General features: G+C 57.8%; 16 protein-coding genes. 10 read left to right on the top strand and 6 right to left on the bottom strand.

Features of this window, described 5'->3' with window-relative positions:
- The first annotated feature begins 822 nt into the window (after window positions 1–822).
- The 9 genes from panC (at window position 823) to QZZ60_RS02560 (ending at window position 9300) form a co-directional block, all read left to right on the top strand.
- Complete coding sequence (panC, locus tag QZZ60_RS02600; RefSeq protein ID WP_295637390.1) at window positions 823–1668, top strand: pantoate--beta-alanine ligase; 846 nt, start codon at window positions 823–825, stop codon at window positions 1666–1668.
- 3 nt (window positions 1669–1671) lie between these two features.
- Entirely contained in the window at window positions 1672–2061 is a 390-nt protein-coding gene (panD, locus tag QZZ60_RS02595; protein ID WP_295637388.1) for an aspartate 1-decarboxylase, read from the top strand.
- Between the two features lie 97 nt (window positions 2062–2158).
- Complete coding sequence (locus QZZ60_RS02590) at window positions 2159–3094, top strand: bile acid:sodium symporter family protein (RefSeq protein ID WP_295637385.1); 936 nt, start codon at window positions 2159–2161, stop codon at window positions 3092–3094.
- Between the two features lie 41 nt (window positions 3095–3135).
- Window positions 3136–3417 (top strand): YhdT family protein, encoded by a 282-nt coding sequence (locus QZZ60_RS02585; RefSeq protein ID WP_295637383.1) that lies wholly within the window; start codon window positions 3136–3138, stop codon window positions 3415–3417.
- Window positions 3414–4883, top strand: coding sequence for a sodium/pantothenate symporter (gene panF / locus QZZ60_RS02580; RefSeq protein WP_295637380.1), 1470 nt, complete (start codon window positions 3414–3416; stop codon window positions 4881–4883). Before QZZ60_RS02585 ends, panF begins: the two co-directional genes overlap by 4 nt.
- Window positions 4884–5107: 224 nt before the next feature.
- Window positions 5108–5938, top strand: a complete 831-nt coding sequence (locus QZZ60_RS02575) for an amidohydrolase family protein (RefSeq protein ID WP_295637375.1) — start codon at window positions 5108–5110, stop codon at window positions 5936–5938.
- Between the two features lie 41 nt (window positions 5939–5979).
- Window positions 5980–6921 (top strand): LysR family transcriptional regulator, encoded by a 942-nt coding sequence (locus QZZ60_RS02570; protein ID WP_295637372.1) that lies wholly within the window; start codon window positions 5980–5982, stop codon window positions 6919–6921.
- A complete protein-coding gene (locus tag QZZ60_RS02565; RefSeq protein ID WP_295637369.1) occupies window positions 6918–8399 on the top strand; it encodes an SLC13 family permease in 1482 nt (493 codons plus the stop codon). The genes QZZ60_RS02570 and QZZ60_RS02565 overlap by 4 nt, the downstream gene beginning before the upstream one ends.
- Before the next feature lie 55 nt (window positions 8400–8454).
- Entirely contained in the window at window positions 8455–9300 is an 846-nt protein-coding gene (locus tag QZZ60_RS02560; protein WP_295637366.1) for an amidohydrolase family protein, read from the top strand.
- An 84-nt stretch (window positions 9301–9384) separates the two neighbouring features.
- Here the strand turns inward: QZZ60_RS02560 and QZZ60_RS02555 are convergent, their stop codons facing one another.
- The 6 genes from QZZ60_RS02555 to QZZ60_RS02530 form a co-directional block, all read right to left on the bottom strand.
- Window positions 9385–10419 carry a low specificity L-threonine aldolase gene (locus tag QZZ60_RS02555; RefSeq protein ID WP_295637363.1) on the bottom strand — a complete coding sequence of 345 codons (1035 nt, stop codon included), beginning with the start codon at window positions 10417–10419 and terminating at the stop codon, window positions 9385–9387.
- Window positions 10420–10424: 5 nt separating this feature from the next.
- On the bottom strand, window positions 10425–11186 hold the full coding sequence (locus QZZ60_RS02550) for an ABC transporter permease (protein ID WP_295637359.1): 762 nt from the start codon (window positions 11184–11186) through the stop codon (window positions 10425–10427).
- Window positions 11183–11941 carry an ABC transporter ATP-binding protein gene (locus QZZ60_RS02545; RefSeq protein WP_295637356.1) on the bottom strand — a complete coding sequence of 253 codons (759 nt, stop codon included), beginning with the start codon at window positions 11939–11941 and terminating at the stop codon, window positions 11183–11185. The genes QZZ60_RS02550 and QZZ60_RS02545 overlap by 4 nt, the downstream gene beginning before the upstream one ends.
- Window positions 11938–12894: an ABC transporter substrate-binding protein gene (locus tag QZZ60_RS02540; RefSeq protein ID WP_295637353.1), complete on the bottom strand. Its 957-nt coding sequence runs from the start codon at window positions 12892–12894 to the stop codon at window positions 11938–11940. Before QZZ60_RS02540 ends, QZZ60_RS02545 begins: the two co-directional genes overlap by 4 nt.
- Before the next feature lie 37 nt (window positions 12895–12931).
- Window positions 12932–13360, bottom strand: coding sequence for a C-GCAxxG-C-C family protein (locus tag QZZ60_RS02535; RefSeq protein WP_295637350.1), 429 nt, complete (start codon window positions 13358–13360; stop codon window positions 12932–12934).
- 62 nt (window positions 13361–13422) lie between these two features.
- A complete protein-coding gene (locus QZZ60_RS02530; RefSeq protein WP_295637347.1) occupies window positions 13423–14499 on the bottom strand; it encodes a LacI family DNA-binding transcriptional regulator in 1077 nt (358 codons plus the stop codon).
- Between the two features lie 327 nt (window positions 14500–14826).
- On the opposite strand from QZZ60_RS02530, the gene QZZ60_RS02525 reads away from it, so the two are divergent.
- A complete protein-coding gene (locus QZZ60_RS02525; protein ID WP_295637344.1) occupies window positions 14827–16158 on the top strand; it encodes an MFS transporter in 1332 nt (443 codons plus the stop codon).
- Window positions 16159–16325: the final 167 nt, after the last annotated feature.

The raw sequence follows: 16325 nt of genomic DNA, 5'->3' as shown, positions 1-16325 counted from the left end.
CATGATGTCGGACCGGAAAACGACGGGCAATCTGGAGCCGGTCCGAAGACGCCCGGTCCTGAGAGGGGCGGGCAGCGTTTTTCCAGAGGGGGGATGCCGGGGTCCCGGAGGGAACAGTCCGCCACTTTTCGTGCCTGATCCTGCTGAGGCCTGCAAAGGCTACGCTCCCGGACATGGTTCCGCCTGAAGGAGCACTTCTGAAAACGATGCGCGCCTGATGCCGGTGTCTGATGCCGCCCATGAGAAGCGTCGGGGGGAACATTAAGTCGGGCAGTGTCCGTGATCGGGCCTTTGCTCCGTCTCATGGGGCGCTCAAGGCGTGTTTTGCAAAAACATGGGGGACGATCCCCGGACATTTTTCAGAGGCTCTTTTTCGCTCCTGTGAACGCGCTCCGTAGAGCGACACTTTTTCCGGTAACAAGAGTCTCCACATCGAAAAATCGGTGATCTGCTTTTCGGCTCATGAAGGACCGCAGCCATTTCAAGGAAGAGCTTTCGCCCGCAAATATGGCGGGACTGCTTCATTATGTCGAGGTATGACTTTTTCAGCTGTTTTTTGCGTTCAGTCCTGCTGTATGGAAACGGCAATCAACAGCGACGATGCACTTTGGGGAGTTCCGGAATGCGCAGATGGGCCCGGGCGATGTTTTCAACATGTCGTTTTTGAAGGATGGGGAAAAAAAGCTGAAGAGAAGGCGGCATTGTTGCGCGGGCATTATTTTTTGATTAAGGTCATTGGACTGCTATCTAATTTGAGTCATTATTCTTTTTCGGATCTGCTCCGGCGGGGAATGGACGGAAACTTTTTATGAGGAACGTTGCATGAACATTGTTTCTTCTGTGGTCGAGGTTCGGGCGCAGGTAAAAAAATGGCGCAGCCAGGGCTTGAGCGTCGGGCTTGTGCCGACCATGGGATACCTTCATGAAGGACACAGGAGTCTTATTCTGCGGGCCGTCGCCGAAAATGACCGCGTCGTTGTCAGTGATTTCGTCAATCCCATCCAGTTCGGTCCGAGTGAAGACCTGGAGAGCTATCCCCGCGACATTGAAGCGGATGCCCTCCTTTGTGAGGGGGCCGGAGCGCATCTTGTTTTTCATCCCGCTCCCGAGGACATGTACGCTCCTGATTTCTGCACCTATGTGGACATGAAGGAACTGACCGAAGGTCTGTGCGGCAGAACTCGTCCCACGCATTTTCGAGGCGTGTGCACGGTGGTGAGCAAGCTTTTTCATATCGTTGCCCCGGACAGGGCCTATTTCGGTCAGAAGGATGCCCAGCAGCTGGCGGTGATCCGCCGCATGGTGCGTGATCTTGATTTCGATATCGAGATCGTGGGCTGTCCCATTGTCCGTGAAGAAGACGGCCTGGCAAAAAGCTCCCGCAACACCTATCTGAACGCGGAGGAGCGCAGGGCGGCGGTGGTGTTGAGCCGGGCCGTGAAGCTCGGCAGAAGCCTGATGGAAAACGGCGAGAGAAAAGCTTCCGTCGTGCTTGCGGCCATGAGGGAGCTTATTGAAGGCGAACCGCTTGCCCGTATCGACTATGTGGAAATGGTGGATGCCGTGTCCATGCGTCCCGTGGACGAGGCTCACGGAAGCGTTCTGTGCGCCATGGCCGTGTATGTGGGAAAGACCCGTCTCATCGACAATTTTATTTTTGAAGGCTAGAGCATGCTGCTGACGATGCTGAAGGGCAAAATTCATCGGGCGGTGGTGACGCAGGCAGAACTCGAGTACGTGGGCAGCATCACCATCGACGAGCAGCTTATGGAGGCGGCAGGAATTCAGGAATATGAAAGGGTTCAGGTCGTCGACGTGGACAACGGACAGCGCCTTGAAACCTATGCCATTGCCGGTGAGCGAAACAGTGGGGTGGTATGTCTGAACGGTGCGGCTGCGCGGCTGGTGCATCCGGGAGACAAGGTCATCATCATGGCCTATGCTCTCATGCGGCCGGAGGAGGTGAAGGCCTTCAGACCGAACGTCGTTTTCGTGGATTCGCTCAATCGGGTGGTCCGTGTGGCCGACTATGAAAAGCACGGCGGGCTTGCGGATCTGTAGCTGACCTGCCATGAAGGACAGAGGCCGGACATTCCGCCGAAAGTGTCCGGCCTTTGTCGTCACGGAGATGACATATGTTTTTTTCAGGCGGCTCAGTATGCTGCTGGGCGGACATATAGGCCTCATCATACTGTTCTGTTCCGTTCTGGCCTGGATGTTTCCTTTTCTTTTTGCCTGGACGGTGCCGTACACCTCCGTTTTTCTTGCCGTCATCATGTTCGGCATGGGACTCACCATTGAAGCGCAGGATTTTCGGGCGGCCTTTGCCCGTCCCAGGGCTCTTTTTGCCGGTTGCGCGGCGCAGTTCACCGTCATGCCGCTGATTGCCTTTGCTCTGGCGAAGTTGTTTGCACTGCCGGCGGATCTTGCGCTCGGCGTTATTCTGGTGGGATGCGCTCCGGGAGGAACGGCGAGCAACGTCATTACCTATCTTGCCCGCGGCGACGTGGCTCTTTCCGTGGGCATGACGGTGGCATCCACGCTTGTTGCACCTGTCGTGACGCCGCTTCTTGTATATGTTTTTGCCGGAAACTGGGTGGATGTGTCGTTTTGGGCCATGATGACCTCGGTCATGAACATCGTTCTGCTTCCCGTTGTTGCCGGACTTGTTCTGCGTCGCGCGGCACAAGGCTTCGTGCGCAGCGTCGTCCCCTTCTGTCCACTGGTGTCGGTACTCGGCATCGTTCTGATCGTGGGCGGCATTATCGCCGTGAATGCGGAAAAAATTGCCGAAAGCGGTCTGCTGGTGCTTTTGCTGGTCTTTTTGCATAATGGAGCCGGGCTTGTCATCGGACTCGGCATTGCGTCTGTGCTGGGCCTGAGCTATGCCGGAAGAACGGCCGTTTCCATAGAAGTGGGCATGCAGAACAGCGGACTTGCCGTGGCCCTGGCCACGATCAATTTTGCCTCCAGTCCTCTGGCCACGCTGCCGGGCGCTCTGTTCAGCGCATGGCAGAACATTTCGGGTGCGCTTTTTGCAGGCTGGAGGAGAAGGGAACGGGCAAAACTCGGGGAACCCCCGACAGAAGCCTGATGTGTCGACTGCGGCACATACGGGCGACAAGAGGAAAGAGTATGCGCGGAGCGTTCAGACAGGCCGACCGTGAGGCGTTGATAACGCTGGGGCTCTATGTGTTTTTTTTCGTGTGGTGGACGGTGTTCGCCTTCGGACTCGGTTCCGGCGACCCTGAAGAGTACAGCTACGTATTCGGTCTGCCCGCATGGTTTTTCTACAGCTGCGTGCTGGGCTATCCTGTCATGACGGGTATTCTCTGGATCGTGGTGCGGCGTTTTTTTGCCGACATTCCGCTGGATGAACCTGAAGATCGAAACGGAAAAGAGGAGAATAAGGCATGACCGTCGCGCTTGTTCCTCTCGTCGGCTATCTTCTGCTTACCCTGCTCCTTGCCATGTGGGCCCAGCGTCAGGCCGGAAAGGGCGCGGGAAGGAGTTTCATCGAAGAATACTTCATCGGCGGCCGTACCATGGGCGGATTCGTGCTGGCCATGACCATCATTGCCAGCTACACCAGCGCGAGCAGCTTCGTGGGCGGGCCCGGCGTGGCCTATAAGCTGGGGCTCGGATGGGTGCTTCTTGCCATGATTCAGGTGCCTACCACGTTTCTTACCCTCGGCGTGCTCGGCAAGCGATTTGCCATTCTCGGCCGGCGCATCCATGCCGTCACCATCACGGACTTTCTTTATGCGAGGTATCGCAGCGACGCCATCGTCATTTTGTGTTCTTTGGCCGTGCTTGTCTTTTTTGCGGCGTCCATGGTGGCGCAGTTCATAGGCGGCGCGCGTGTGTTTCAGGCCGTCACCGGTTATCCCTATGAGGTCGGCCTTGCCCTGTTCGGCATTACCGTCGTCGTCTACACGGCGGTAGGCGGCTTCCGGGCCGTGGCCGTTACGGACGCACTGCAGGGCGTCGTCATGCTCATTGCTTCCGTGGTCATTCTTTTTGCCGTGGTTCGGGCCGGAGGCGGCATGGAACAGTGCATACAGACTCTGAAGGGCATTGATCCCGGATTGATAACCCCTTCCGGCGCCGGCGGCAGCATTCCCGCGCCCATGCTCTTTTCCTTCTGGATCCTGGTGGGACTCGGCATTCTCGGATTGCCTCAGACCACGCAGCGCTGTTTCGGCTACCGGGATTCGCGTTCCATGCATGACGCCATGATCATGGGCACTCTCATCATCGGCTTTCTGCTTCTGTTCATGCATCTTTCGGGCGTTCTGGGCCGGGCCGTCATGCCCGGACTCACGTCCGGCGATCTTATCATTCCTTCGCTCATTCTTGAGCTTCTGCCGCCGTTCTGGGCGGGGGTGTTCGTAGCCGGGCCCCTGGCGGCCATCATGTCCACCGTGGACACCATGCTGCTTCTCGTTTCGGCATCCATCATCAAGGATCTGTATGTGCGCTACAGGCTCGGAAACGATGAGTCGAAGATTTCGGCGCGGAAGATAGGACGCATGAGCTTCGGCTGTACGCTCGCCGTGGGAGTGCTGGTCTTTCTTGCCTCCTTCGATCCGCCGGATCTTCTGGTATGGATAAATCTTTTTGCCTTCGGCGGCCTGGAAGCCGTGTTTCTCTGGCCCGTCGTGCTCGGCATGTACTGGAAAGACGCCAACGCCACGGGTGCCCTGTGCTCCATGGCTGCAGGCGTGCTCGTGTTCGTGTTCCTTTCCGTTTTTCATGTGCCGCTCGGCGGCGTGCACGCCATAGTTCCGACCTGCGTGATTTCGCTGATGGCCTTCTGGCTGGGGAACAGACTGGGAAATCCCGTACCCGCCGAGGTGACGAGGCTTTTCTGGGAAGATTAGTCCGGCTGTCCGGATGAAGCGAAGGGACGTACTGGAGTCACGGCTCCAGCACGTCCTTTTTTTTTTGATTCGTGAAGGCAAGGTGTTCTCTCCGTGTTGTTCCTTGGAAAGAAGCTACAAATAAAATTTGTAGACGAAGTCATGACCGGCAAAAATATTTGTTGGACTTGATGTTCCAAAATAGGCAATTCTAAGGGAATATACATGGTTGTCTCGGAGGACGCATGAGCATTGATTTTCGGGTAAGACCGCCCATTCCAAGCTATAAGACGGCGGAGTTTTACAACAACATTGAAGACGTCACTCAGCGTGCGGCCCGTTTCGGCATGCACATCTCTCCCTGTGCGCGCACGTTTTCCATGGAAGATCTCATTGCCGAAATGGACAGCTGCCACGTTTCTCAGGCTGTCGTGCCCATCAGAAAAGGCTGCGGGGGAAACAACGAAGATTTGCTGGATCTTTTTGAGCGCTGGCCCGGAAGGTTCATCGGTCTTGTGGGCATTGCGCCGCTCATGGGCATGGATCAGGCTTTGGAGGAGCTGGAGCGGTACGTGATCAGCGGTCCCTGCGCGGGCATTGCTTTGGAACCCGCCTTTGATCCTGAGCGCTGGAAGGTGGATGACGAGGGGGTGTTTCCTCTGTATGAGCGCTGTCAGGATGCGGGCGTGCCCGTCGTATTTACCTACGGGGGCATTTTTACTCCCGGCCTTGAATACTATACCCCTCTGGCCATGGACAAGGTTGCCGGAACGTTTCCGAAAATGCGCATCGCCCTCAGTCACGGCGGATGGCCGTTTGTAACGGAAGTATGCGAAATTGCATTCAATCGTGGCAATGTCTATATTGCTCCCGACATGTATATGCTGAATGCTCCGGGCAGCGGCGACTACATCACGGCGGCCAACGGACTGCTCTACGACAGAATGATCTTTGCCTCTGCAGCGCCGATCATTTCCATGGCGGACGCGGAACGGCACTGCCGCAGCTGCGGCGTGCGAGAAGATCGTCTTCCTTTCCTCATGGAGGAAAACGCCAGACGTTTTCTCGGTCTGTAGTTGTGACTGGAAGGCGTCCTTGACCGGAGAAAGGGGACACCATGAGACTGGAACAGCTTTCTTCGTTTCTTGAGCTTGCCAGACACAGCTCTCTGGCCAGCGCCAGCAGAAGCCTGCACATGACGCAGCAGGCCTTGAGCGCTTCCATAAAGAACATGGAGGCGGAACTCGGCGTGACGCTGCTCAGGCGTTCGTCACGGGGCGTGGCCCTGACGGCCGAGGGGCGGCAGCTTCTTGCCTTTGCCGCGGACGTCATGCCCCGGTATCGGGAGCTGACCGGCAGTTTTTCCTCGGCAAGCGCCGGACGCCTTCACGGTACGCTGCGCGTGTACGTGAACACGGCGTTCTATCTGGCAAGACTGTTCAGCATCGTGGAGCGCTACTGCGCCCGCTATCCCCGCGTGCGGGTAGTGACGTCGACGCTCAATGCCGGCGCCATTTGCGAAAGACTGCTGAGTCCGGTGGAAAAGGACACGTACAGCATAGGCATTCTCAATGTCCCCGGTACGCCCGAGGATCTGCTGACGCCTTCCTTCCTGGCGGAAGGCAGGCTTACGTTCCATCCGTTGGAAAGCGGCGGCTATCACGCCTGCGTGGGGCAGTCCCATCCTCTGGCAAGGCGTCGTTCCGTGTCGCTGCGCAGGCTTATCCGGGAACCCATCATCGGCGGGGCGGCCGATGAAATGTGCAACACACCCCTGTATTATCTGCTTTCCCCGTACGGAAAGCCCAACATCGTGCTCGCCACGACGTCGCTCAATCTCTGGAGCCATTCCATAGCCAACAACGTGGGCATAGGTTTTCTGCACGACATCTTTCTTGATGGTGCCGAGCCGTTCAGAACCTATCTCCAGGGCATAACGACCATAGACATACGTGAAAGCATGACTGCCGTGACGGGCTATCTTCTGAACGGGGAACCGGGAGACATACTCAAATCATTCATTTCGTTCCTCCCGAGAGGAAAGGAAGAGGAGACATGATCATGCACTCAACCGCAGTGAAATCCAGAGACAAGTACTGGATTCACACCATCATATATTTTCTGCTGACTTTCGGTTTCCGCTATGTTCCCTTTGACGGCATTTCTTCTTTCGGAATGTCCATTCTGGGGGTGTTCATAGGACTGCTTTACGGATGGACGTTCATAGGGTTCATCTGGCCCAGCATGATGAGCATCTTTGCACTGGGACTTTGCGGCTTTTTCAAGACGCCCCAGGATGCCTTTGCCAGCGCCTTCAGCAATCATCTCGTCATCTTCATGCTGCTGGTGCTGGTGTTTACGGCCTTCTGCGAAAAAAGCGGCATCAACAGGAAGATGTCGTGCTGGTTCTTGAGCCGCAAGTGTCTGGTGGGACGTCCCTGGACGTTCACGCTCATGGTGCTCATCGGTTCCTTCGTGGTGAGCTTCCTTGTGGACGGCAACGCCGTGGTCTTCCTTGTGTGGAACCTGCTCTACAGCATTTTTGAGGAAACGGGCTACAAAAAGGGCGAGCGCTACCCCGCGTTTCTCTGCGCGGGCGTGGCCATCACCGCGGTGCTGTCCTTCGGCTGCAAGCCCTGGTGCAACGTATGCATTCTGGCCATAGGAGCGCTGGAATCATCCTCCAGAGGGGCGCTCACGCTGGACTATCTGACCTTCATGGCCGTGACCATTCCGCTTTGTCTGCTTTTTGTGGTGGCGTATTTTCTTGTCATGAAATACGTGTTCCGCCCGGACGTGAGCAAGCTCATGAATCTTTCCGATGAATATCTGGAAAGCATGCGCCGCGAACTTAAGCTGAACTCGAAGGAAAAGATCGCCGCCGTGGCGCTTGTGGTGTTCATGGCGCTCATGCTCATTCCCAATCTCATGCTGGGGGATGCCGGAGCGCTGGGCATGCTCGGCAGGTTCAACTTTCTTTCCGCCGTGGCCGTCGTGCTCATTGCTCTTTGCGTCATGCGTCTGGAAGGTCGTCCCGTTCTGGACTTCGACCACTGCGCGCGTGACGGCATACACTGGAACGTGTTCTGGATCACGGCTGCGGCCATTCCCGTTTCCGCAGCCGTGAGCAGCGATGCTGCCGGCATTACGGCGTGGCTTGCTTCCGTCATGAGTTCGAGCCTTGAGGGAACCAGCGTCGTGGCTTTCCTGATCCTGTTTTCCCTCATCATCAACGTGGCCACGCAGTTCACGCACAACGTCAGCCTCGTGCTCATAGCCGTGCCCATCGGCTATCAGGTCAGCCAGATGCTCGGTCTCAATCCCGTGGCGCTCACGGTGCTCGTCATCATTGCGGCGGCATGCGCCTACGCCACGCCTGCGGCGTCCACCTGCGCGGCCATCATGTTCTCCAACGTGGAGTGGATCGGCGTGAGAAATGCCTTCAAGGCCGGCTCGTTTGCCGTGCTGGCCGGGCTCGTGTTCCTGTTCGTGTTCGGTTTTCCCGTCATCGGCATGGTGTACGGCTTCGGCATGTAGCGTCTGCCGCGGACGGAGTTTTTCCGTCCGGCAGACGGATTTCAAGGATGGTGTGATGATGAAGATTTTCGATATGCGTATTCGTCCGCCTTTCGGCAGCATCTGCGAGGGGATGTTCAATAATCCCGGACGGGAACTTTTTGAACCGGAATCCTTTGCCCGACGCTTCGGCATGACCATAGGAGAATCCGCGAGGCGGAAATCCATGGACATGTTCATAAAGGAAATGGATGAGGCCGGGATATGCGCGGGAGCCGTGCTCATTCGCCGCTCGACGGGCATGGACAATGCCGATCTTGAAAAGCTGGACGCGCTCTGGCCGGGGCGCTTTGTCGGCGTGGCGGGCGTGGATCCGCACTCCTCCGACGCGCTTGCCGACATCGACCGCTACGTCGTGCACGGTACGGCCAGAGCGGTTCTGGTGGAGCCGGGATTCTGCAGACCGGCCCTTCGGGCCGACGACAGAATCGTTTATCCCGTGTATGAAAAATGCGAGGCGCAGAACATTCCCGTGTTCATATCCTTCGGCGGATTCGTGGCCCCGGATCTCAGCTATACCGATCCCATGATCATCGAGCGCGTGGCGCTGGATTTTCCTGAGTTGAAGCTGGTCGTTGCCCACGGGGGATGGCCGAACGTGGGCGGCATATGCCATGTGGCCTTCGAGCGTGAGGGCGTGTATCTTGCCCCGGATCTCTATACCATGAACGTTCCCGGAAACCGGGACTATCTGGATGCGGCCAACTACCTCATTCCTGAGAAGTTCATATTCGGCTCGGCGTATCCCTGCGTGGACATGAGGCAGGCCGTGGCCTACTACAGAAGCTGGGGGCTTCGTCCCGAAGTCGTGGAAGGCGTCATGTACGGCAACGCCGCGCGTGTTCTCGGTCTGGAAGGGTAATTTTTTTCTTCTGTCGTAAAAAAGGCCGGCTTCCTCAGGGAGCCGGCCTTTTTTTATGGACGATCAGGTTTCGATGAAGGGCGATCAGGCTTTTCTGATGTCTTCGATGAGCGACGTCACGGCCTCTTCGGTCGTGGCCCAGCTGGTGCAGAAGCGCACGGCGCTGCGGGAGTCGTCCATCTTCTGCCAGAAGCTGAAGGAGTAGCGTTCCGCGAGCTTTTCGAGCACCTCGTCGGGCACGACGGGAAACTGCTGGTTGGTGAAGGAATTGTGGAGCAGAGGCCAGCCCTTTTCCAGAAAGGCCCGGCGCAGACGCATGGCAAGCTCGTCGGCCTGCTTTGCGATGCGCATATAAAGGTCGTCCTGAAAAAGCGCCAGAAACTGCAGGCCGAGCAGTCTGCCCTTGGCCAGCATGGCGCCGCGCTGCTTCATGAGGTATCGGAAGTCCTTTTTGAGCGAGGGGGACGTGACGACCACGGCTTCTCCGAACAGCGCTCCCACCTTGGTCCCTCCTATGCTGAAGACATCGCAGAGTCCGGCGTAGTCGGCGAGCGTGAGATCGTTGGCCTCGGACATGAGTCCGTAGCCCATGCGGGCGCCGTCCACGAACAGAGGCAGGGAGAGTTCCCGGCAGGCAAGTCTGATGTCCTCGAGCTCGGCCTTCGTGTACAGAGTGCCGAACTCCGTGGGGGAGGAAAGATACACCATGCCGGGCTGCACCATGTGTTCATGCGAGTCGTCGGCGTAGTGCGCGGCGCACGCGTTCCGGATCTGCGCAGCGGTGATTTTTCCTTCATGGGCGGGGAGGGCGAGCACTTTGTGTCCCGTGGCTTCCACGGCGCCGGTCTCATGGACGTTGATGTGGCCGTTTTCGGCGCAGAGCACTCCCTGCCATGGTCTGAGCGCGGATTCGATGACGATGAAGTTCGTCTGGGTGCCGCCCACAAGGAAGTGAACGTCGGCTTCCGGCGCGGCGCAGGCCGCGCGGATGAGGCTTCGGGCCTCGTCGCTGTAGCGGTCTTCGCCGTAGCCCGGCGTCTGGTCAAGATTGGTGGCCGTGAGAAGTTCCAGAATGCGCGGATGCGCGCCTTCTTCGTAGTCCGATTCAAAGCGAAGCATGAACGTCATCTCCTGTTTTCCAGTCGCTTCCAGCGGCAGATAACCCTTTCGGCAACATGGAATATTTCATAAATGGCAAGACCGAGCAGACTCATGGACAGGATGCCGCAGAACATTTCCAGCTGATCGCCGCGGCCCCAGGCGTCCATGATGAGAAAGCCGAGTCCGCTCTGCGTGGCGAAGGATTCCGCCATGAACAGCACGGCCACGGCCGTGCCGCTGCTTACCTTGAGGGCCGTCATGGCGCTGGGAAGGGCTGCGGGAACGAGCACGTGGCGGATGAGCTGGACGCCGGAGCCTCCGAGAGTGCGGAAGGCGTCGAGATAGCGTGCGTCGAGACGGCGTATGCCGTCTCTTGTGACCACGAGTATCTGATATCCCGTGGTCAGGGCGATGATGAGAATCTTGGACAGATCTCCGAGTCCGAACAGCGTGAGAAACACCGGCAGGAGCACGATCTTGGGCAGAGGGTAGGTAAGAAAGACCATGGGCGAGACGTAGCGGTCGATGCGTCTGCGGTATCCGAGCAGAATGCCGAGCGGAAAGGAGACGGCAAACGCCAGCGCCATGGCTGCGCCCACGCGCACGGCACTGCTTGTCGCGTGTCCGCGCATGACGGGATCCTGCAGGGAATGCGCCCATGCCTCGAGCACTTCCAGAGGCTCGGGCAGAAGGTAGGGGCCGAGCGCCCACGCGCCGATCTGCCAGAGCAGAAGAAGAGCGAGGAAGGCCACCGCGTAGCGGAAGAGAATGTCGAGCATCTTCATGGTCTGTCATTCTCCCCGGGGTTCCGGCTTTCGGGTGATTCCAGCGCTTCGCGGATCTTCTGCATGAGCATGAGGCTCTCTTCGCTGTTGCGGCACGAGACGTTGCCGAAGCAGGGATTTTCCAGCCACAGCGTTCTTGTGGCCGGGTGTCCGCCGAGCACCATGATGCAGCGCCCGAGAAACACCGCCTCCGCCACGTTGTGCGTGACCAGAATGAAGCTCATGCGGCGGCGCTGCCATACGCCGAGCAGCAGATTCTGCAGATGCTCGCGGGTGATGGCATCAAGCGCGGCAAAGGGTTCGTCCATGAGCAGCAGATCCGGTCGGGAAATGAGGGCGCGGCCTATGGCCACGCGCTGTCGCTGACCGCCGGAAAGCTGTACGGGAAAACGTTTTTCCAGCCCTTCCAGCCCGAGTTCCTTCAGCATGGAGGATACGGCGGCAAGGCGCTCCTTCCTGCCCGCGCCCCGGAGCTGAAGGGGGAGCGCCAGATTGTCGCGCACCGTTTTCCACGGAAAAAGTCCGTAGTCCTGAAGGATGAAGGTCGTGTTCCAGTGAGAAGGCCGCATGACACAGCCCGAATCCGCTGCGGCAAGTCCGGCAACAACGGCAAGAAGCGTGCTTTTGCCGCAGCCGGAAGGGCCGATGATGGCCAGAGAGGAGCCTTCGGGCAGGGAAAAGGAAACGTTGGAAAGAACGGCGTTTTCTCCGAAGTTCTTGCCCAGTCTTTCAACGCGCAGCACGCTTCCGTTCATTTCACGTCCTGAAAGACAATGTCGGCGAGGGCGGGCACGTCCTTTTTCAGCAGTCTGTTCTGCTTCATCCAGTCGGCATAGTGCCTTATGTCCTCCTCCGAAGGAAGACCGAGCGGCGTGAGAGGCTCTTCGAAGCGAAGCATGACATAGTGCTCTGCCGCCTTGCCGGAGAGCAGACCGAGTTTCTGCATCATGTCCTTGTAGACGTCGGGGTCGGCATTGATGCGTGCGGCTTCCTCGGCCAGTGCCGCGCGGAAGCGTCGGATGAGTCCGGTAAAGGCCTCATCGTTTTTTCCCGGTTTTTTCAGGGCGATGACGGCCAGCGGCAGGGACAGTTTCCGGTCGTCGAGAAGCACGCGGGCGCCCTGTCCCTCCACAAGGGAGAGCAGAGGCTCGGGCAGAAGGGCGGATTCTATTCTGCCGGAAAGCAGCATCTGGAGCCGGACGGGAATCTGACGGATGTCGCGCTTGTCCAGAGAACCGGTCGCGCCTTCCTGCTCGAGCAGAGAATCCAGCACGAAGTCCACGATGGTGGCGCGCCCGATGGAACAGGGTTTTCCCTTGAGATCGGCGAGGGTTCTTGCCGGAGAATCAGGCCTTACCGCCAGACCGAAAAAACGTGCGTTCGGCGAAGAATGGGACGTCGTGGCCACGATGACCTGCGGCGCGCCGTTTTCGTTTTGCATGAGCACGTTGATGATGTCGCCGAAATGTCCGTCCAGCGAGCCCGCCCGCATGGCGGCGCCGAGTTCCAGCGCACTCTGGAAGGGCACGATTTCCACATCGAGTCCGTGGGCGGCAAATACGCCGTCCTTCTTTGCGGCGTGAAGAATGAGGGAATCGGCCGCAGGAAGAGAGCCGATTTTCAGAGCGTCGGCGGCAAGGGTCGTCTTCTGAGAGAAAACGACGGCGAGCAGCATGAGAGCGCAGAGGGCGCGTTTGAGCATGGGCATGGCTGACCTCGTGAGTGTGCTGTGGAAGAATGCGGCATCAGGCATCGGCCTGAGCAAAAAGATCATTCTGCATGAAGTTTACGGTAAAGTCGACGGCTTCGACGGTGAGAGACTCGCAGACGTGCGGAGGCCCTGGGCGGGAAAGTCCCCCGGGCCGGAGTTCCTGGCAGAGCAGAGAGCCGAAGCGCGTTCTGAAGGCCTCGGCAAAGCGGAAGCTCATGGATTCCACCTCGTTGTCGGAAAGCCCTCTTGCCGTTCCCGCAATGCCGATGAAGATGAGCGCGCCTTCCACAAGACCGCACGGCCCGTGAAAGCCGCCTGCGCCGTGCATTCTGAGGACGGTGTGCAGGGTTTGTCTGGAGACGGGGGTGTCGAACGCTTCGCCAAGACAGGCAAGCATGGTGCCCGCGCAGTTCCAGTTGCGGCCGTGGTAAAGCTCGTGGACGCGTTGCGAGGTAGACGTCATGAATCCTTCCTTTGCAGGGCACTTCAGGCGCGCATCGCAGGAGCGTCTGAAAGCTCGGGGTTTCAGCTTGTTTTTCCCGTCTCACGGAAAGGCGCGGTGGAACGGTTTTCCACCAGATGATGGGAAAATTCCACACGGGTGATGTTGTTGGGCGCGTTGTCGCCGGTCATGCGCTCGTAAAGGATGTTGAAGGCGTTTCTTCCCTTTTCTTCAATATGATGCTCAACGGAGGTGAGACCGACGCTCCAGAACCGGGAGGCGGAAAGGTTGTCGAAGCCGCATACGCTGTAGTCGTCCGGGACCTTCAGACCCTTTTCTTCAAGAGCGTCGAGCACGCCGTAGGCCACGAAGTCGTTGACGGCCACGATGCCGGAAATGCCGTCGTTGCGCTTCAGGCATTCCATGGTGAGCTCGTAGCCTGTGCGGTGCTCTATGCCTATGTCGTTGAGCTCTTCCAGCGGCGCGATTTCCCGCGTGAACAGCTGTACCGACGTATCCGGTTCCAGAGAGTAGACGGCCCGTATGCCGTCGAGCCTGCGCATGCGTATGGCGTTGGCATCGTTGAGCGTGGTGGAGATGAAGGCGATGCGCTTGTGCCCGAGGCCGAGCATGTGCCGGCCGACCAGCATGCCGGCACTGTAGTTGTCGAGTTCCACGGTATCTACGTTGAGACTGGTGTTCCTGTCGCCTATGACGACGATGGGAATGCTCCGGTTGACCTTTTCCACGATGTCCACGCTCTGGGGCATCATGGTGAAGACCATGCCGGAAACGCCCATTTCCAGGGCCATGTCGAGAATTTCCCTTTCCTTTTCGGCGTCTCTGTAGGTGGTGAAGATGAGCGTGGATGCGCCGTGCTGTTCGGCGGACTGCTGTATGGCCTGCACCATGTTGGCATAGTAGGCGTTGCCGACGTTGGGGCTGACGATGAGCACGAGCTTTCTTGCGGACAGAGGACGGATCCTGCGCCGCACGGGCGTGCGGTATCCCAGAGCGTCGGCCGTATGCCGGACGTTCTGCACCGTGTCCGGGGAAAAGGACACGTCAGGCCGTCCGCTGAGTATCATGGAGGCGGTGCTCAACGATACTCCAGCCGCGCGGCTCACGTCTTCCAGGGTAATTCTTTTTTTCGTCGTCATGGTCGGAACTCCACGGAAAAGCTAACGGCTGGGGGAAATTTCGTCAAACGAGGGAAGAGAAGGAAGAGTGTTAAAATTTTAATAACTGATACGTTTTTTGCTGAAGATTTCATAGATTAATATTAAATTTTTAATTTTGAAAAAAATAATAATTCGCCTTGATTAATTGCTATAATAGTCGTAGAAGGAAAAAAATTGAATATGGCGGAAGGGGAATTTCATTAAAATTTTAATAAAAAGTTTCGCAGCGTATAATTAAAATTTTAATAAAGTTTACCTCAAGGCGCGGGAACTTTTCCCTCAATCTTCATCAGGAGCTTTTTTACTATGAGCACGCCCAGCAAAAAAGAAATCCGCAAGGTGGTACTGGCCAGCCTTCTCGGCGCAACCATCGAATGGTATGACTTCTTCCTGTACGGCGTTGTTGCGGGCATCGTCTTCAACAAGCTGTACTTCCCCACGGAAGACCCCTTCATCGGTACGCTTCTTGCCTACAGCACCTTTGCCATCGGCTATCTGGCCCGTCCCTTCGGCGGATTCGTGTTCGGTCATTTCGGCGACCGTCTGGGCCGCAAGAGCATGCTTGTGCTCACCATGCTCATCATGGGCCTTGCCACCATCGGTATCGGTCTTGTGCCCACCTATGCTCAGATAGGCATAGCCGCTCCCGTTCTTCTTCAGACCTTCCGCCTCTGCCAGGGCCTCGGCCTCGGCGGAGAATGGGGCGGCGCCGTGCTCATGACCTATGAATACGCCAGCAAGAAGGAACGCGCCTTCTATGCCAGCATCCCGCAGATGGGCCTGGCCACGGGTCTGTGCCTGTCGTCCGGCGTGGTGGCCCTTCTTTCCTGGGGGCTTTCCGATGAGCAGTTCCTTGCCTGGGGCTGGCGTCTGGCCTTCCTCGTGAGCGTCATTCTCGTCTGCGTCGCTCTGTATGTCCGCATGCACATCCTTGAAACTCCCGATTTCCAGAAGGCTCAGGAAAAGGCCAGTCAGGACAAGGCCAAGAAGACCCTGCCCATCGTGAAGGTATGCAGGGAACACCCCGGCAACATTGCTCTCGGCATCGGCGCCCGCTGGATCGACGGCGTTTTCTTCAACGTGCTTGCCGTGTTCGTCATCACCTATCTCGTGCAGTATGTGAACATTCCGCGCACCGAAGCCCTGTCCATGGTCATGGTGTCCGCTCTCGTCATGTGCCCGTTCATTCTCATTGCCGGGCATCTCGCCGACCGCTACGGCCGCGGTCTCGTGTACGGCGTGGCCAGCATTCTCTGCGGCCTGTCCATCTTTCCTTCCTTCTGGCTCATGGGGGCGAGCGAGGGCAACCTGTTCATGATTGGTCTTGCCATCATCGTGCCGATCAGCGTGTTCTATGCCGGGGTGTTCGGTCCTGAAGCCGCGCTCTTCTCCGATCTGTTCCCTGCCGACGTGCGCTACACCGGCATTTCCATCGTGTATCAGTTCCCCGGCTTTCTTGTGGCCGGCATCGTGCCCGGTCTCTGCACCTACCTCATCAAGATCGCCGACGGCGATCCCATCTACGTGTGCCTGTATACCATGCTCGCGGCCTTGACCAGCGGCGTGTCGGCATTCATCGTGCAGCGCAAGCACAACGCCGCCGTCCGTCGTCTCGGCGATGATGTGGAACACGTCTGATTTTCAGACGAGATCGTTCAGGCAACCGGCATACTATCGTGCATCTTTTTCCCGATTCCCTGAGGCAGACGCTGTTTCCTGTCCCGCGTCCGCCTCGGGGTGACAGACGGCGAGGACGCAGGCATGAATCATGGAGACGCTTCGGAGCGGTTCATGGCTTTGTCTGA

Origin of the sequence: uncultured Mailhella sp., assembly GCF_905187505.1 — a bacterium.
Lineage (GTDB): Bacteria > Desulfobacterota > Desulfovibrionia > Desulfovibrionales > Desulfovibrionaceae > Mailhella.
Note: the sequence above shows the minus strand (reverse complement) of the source record. Positions and strands in the feature narration are given on the sequence as shown.

Coding starts and splice junctions, on each gene's coding strand:
- panC (WP_295637390.1), top strand. CDS start 823: ATGAACATTGTTTCTTCTGTGGTCGAGGTTCGGGCGCAGGTAAAAAAA.
- panD (WP_295637388.1), top strand. CDS start 1,672: ATGCTGCTGACGATGCTGAAGGGCAAAATTCATCGGGCGGTGGTGACG.
- QZZ60_RS02590 (WP_295637385.1), top strand. CDS start 2,159: ATGCTGCTGGGCGGACATATAGGCCTCATCATACTGTTCTGTTCCGTT.
- QZZ60_RS02585 (WP_295637383.1), top strand. CDS start 3,136: ATGCGCGGAGCGTTCAGACAGGCCGACCGTGAGGCGTTGATAACGCTG.
- panF (WP_295637380.1), top strand. CDS start 3,414: ATGACCGTCGCGCTTGTTCCTCTCGTCGGCTATCTTCTGCTTACCCTG.
- QZZ60_RS02575 (WP_295637375.1), top strand. CDS start 5,108: ATGAGCATTGATTTTCGGGTAAGACCGCCCATTCCAAGCTATAAGACG.
- QZZ60_RS02570 (WP_295637372.1), top strand. CDS start 5,980: ATGAGACTGGAACAGCTTTCTTCGTTTCTTGAGCTTGCCAGACACAGC.
- QZZ60_RS02565 (WP_295637369.1), top strand. CDS start 6,918: ATGATCATGCACTCAACCGCAGTGAAATCCAGAGACAAGTACTGGATT.
- QZZ60_RS02560 (WP_295637366.1), top strand. CDS start 8,455: ATGATGAAGATTTTCGATATGCGTATTCGTCCGCCTTTCGGCAGCATC.
- QZZ60_RS02555 (WP_295637363.1), bottom strand. CDS start 10,419: ATGCTTCGCTTTGAATCGGACTACGAAGAAGGCGCGCATCCGCGCATT.
- QZZ60_RS02550 (WP_295637359.1), bottom strand. CDS start 11,186: ATGAAGATGCTCGACATTCTCTTCCGCTACGCGGTGGCCTTCCTCGCT.
- QZZ60_RS02545 (WP_295637356.1), bottom strand. CDS start 11,941: ATGAACGGAAGCGTGCTGCGCGTTGAAAGACTGGGCAAGAACTTCGGA.
- QZZ60_RS02540 (WP_295637353.1), bottom strand. CDS start 12,894: ATGCCCATGCTCAAACGCGCCCTCTGCGCTCTCATGCTGCTCGCCGTC.
- QZZ60_RS02535 (WP_295637350.1), bottom strand. CDS start 13,360: ATGACGTCTACCTCGCAACGCGTCCACGAGCTTTACCACGGCCGCAAC.
- QZZ60_RS02530 (WP_295637347.1), bottom strand. CDS start 14,499: ATGACGACGAAAAAAAGAATTACCCTGGAAGACGTGAGCCGCGCGGCT.
- QZZ60_RS02525 (WP_295637344.1), top strand. CDS start 14,827: ATGAGCACGCCCAGCAAAAAAGAAATCCGCAAGGTGGTACTGGCCAGC.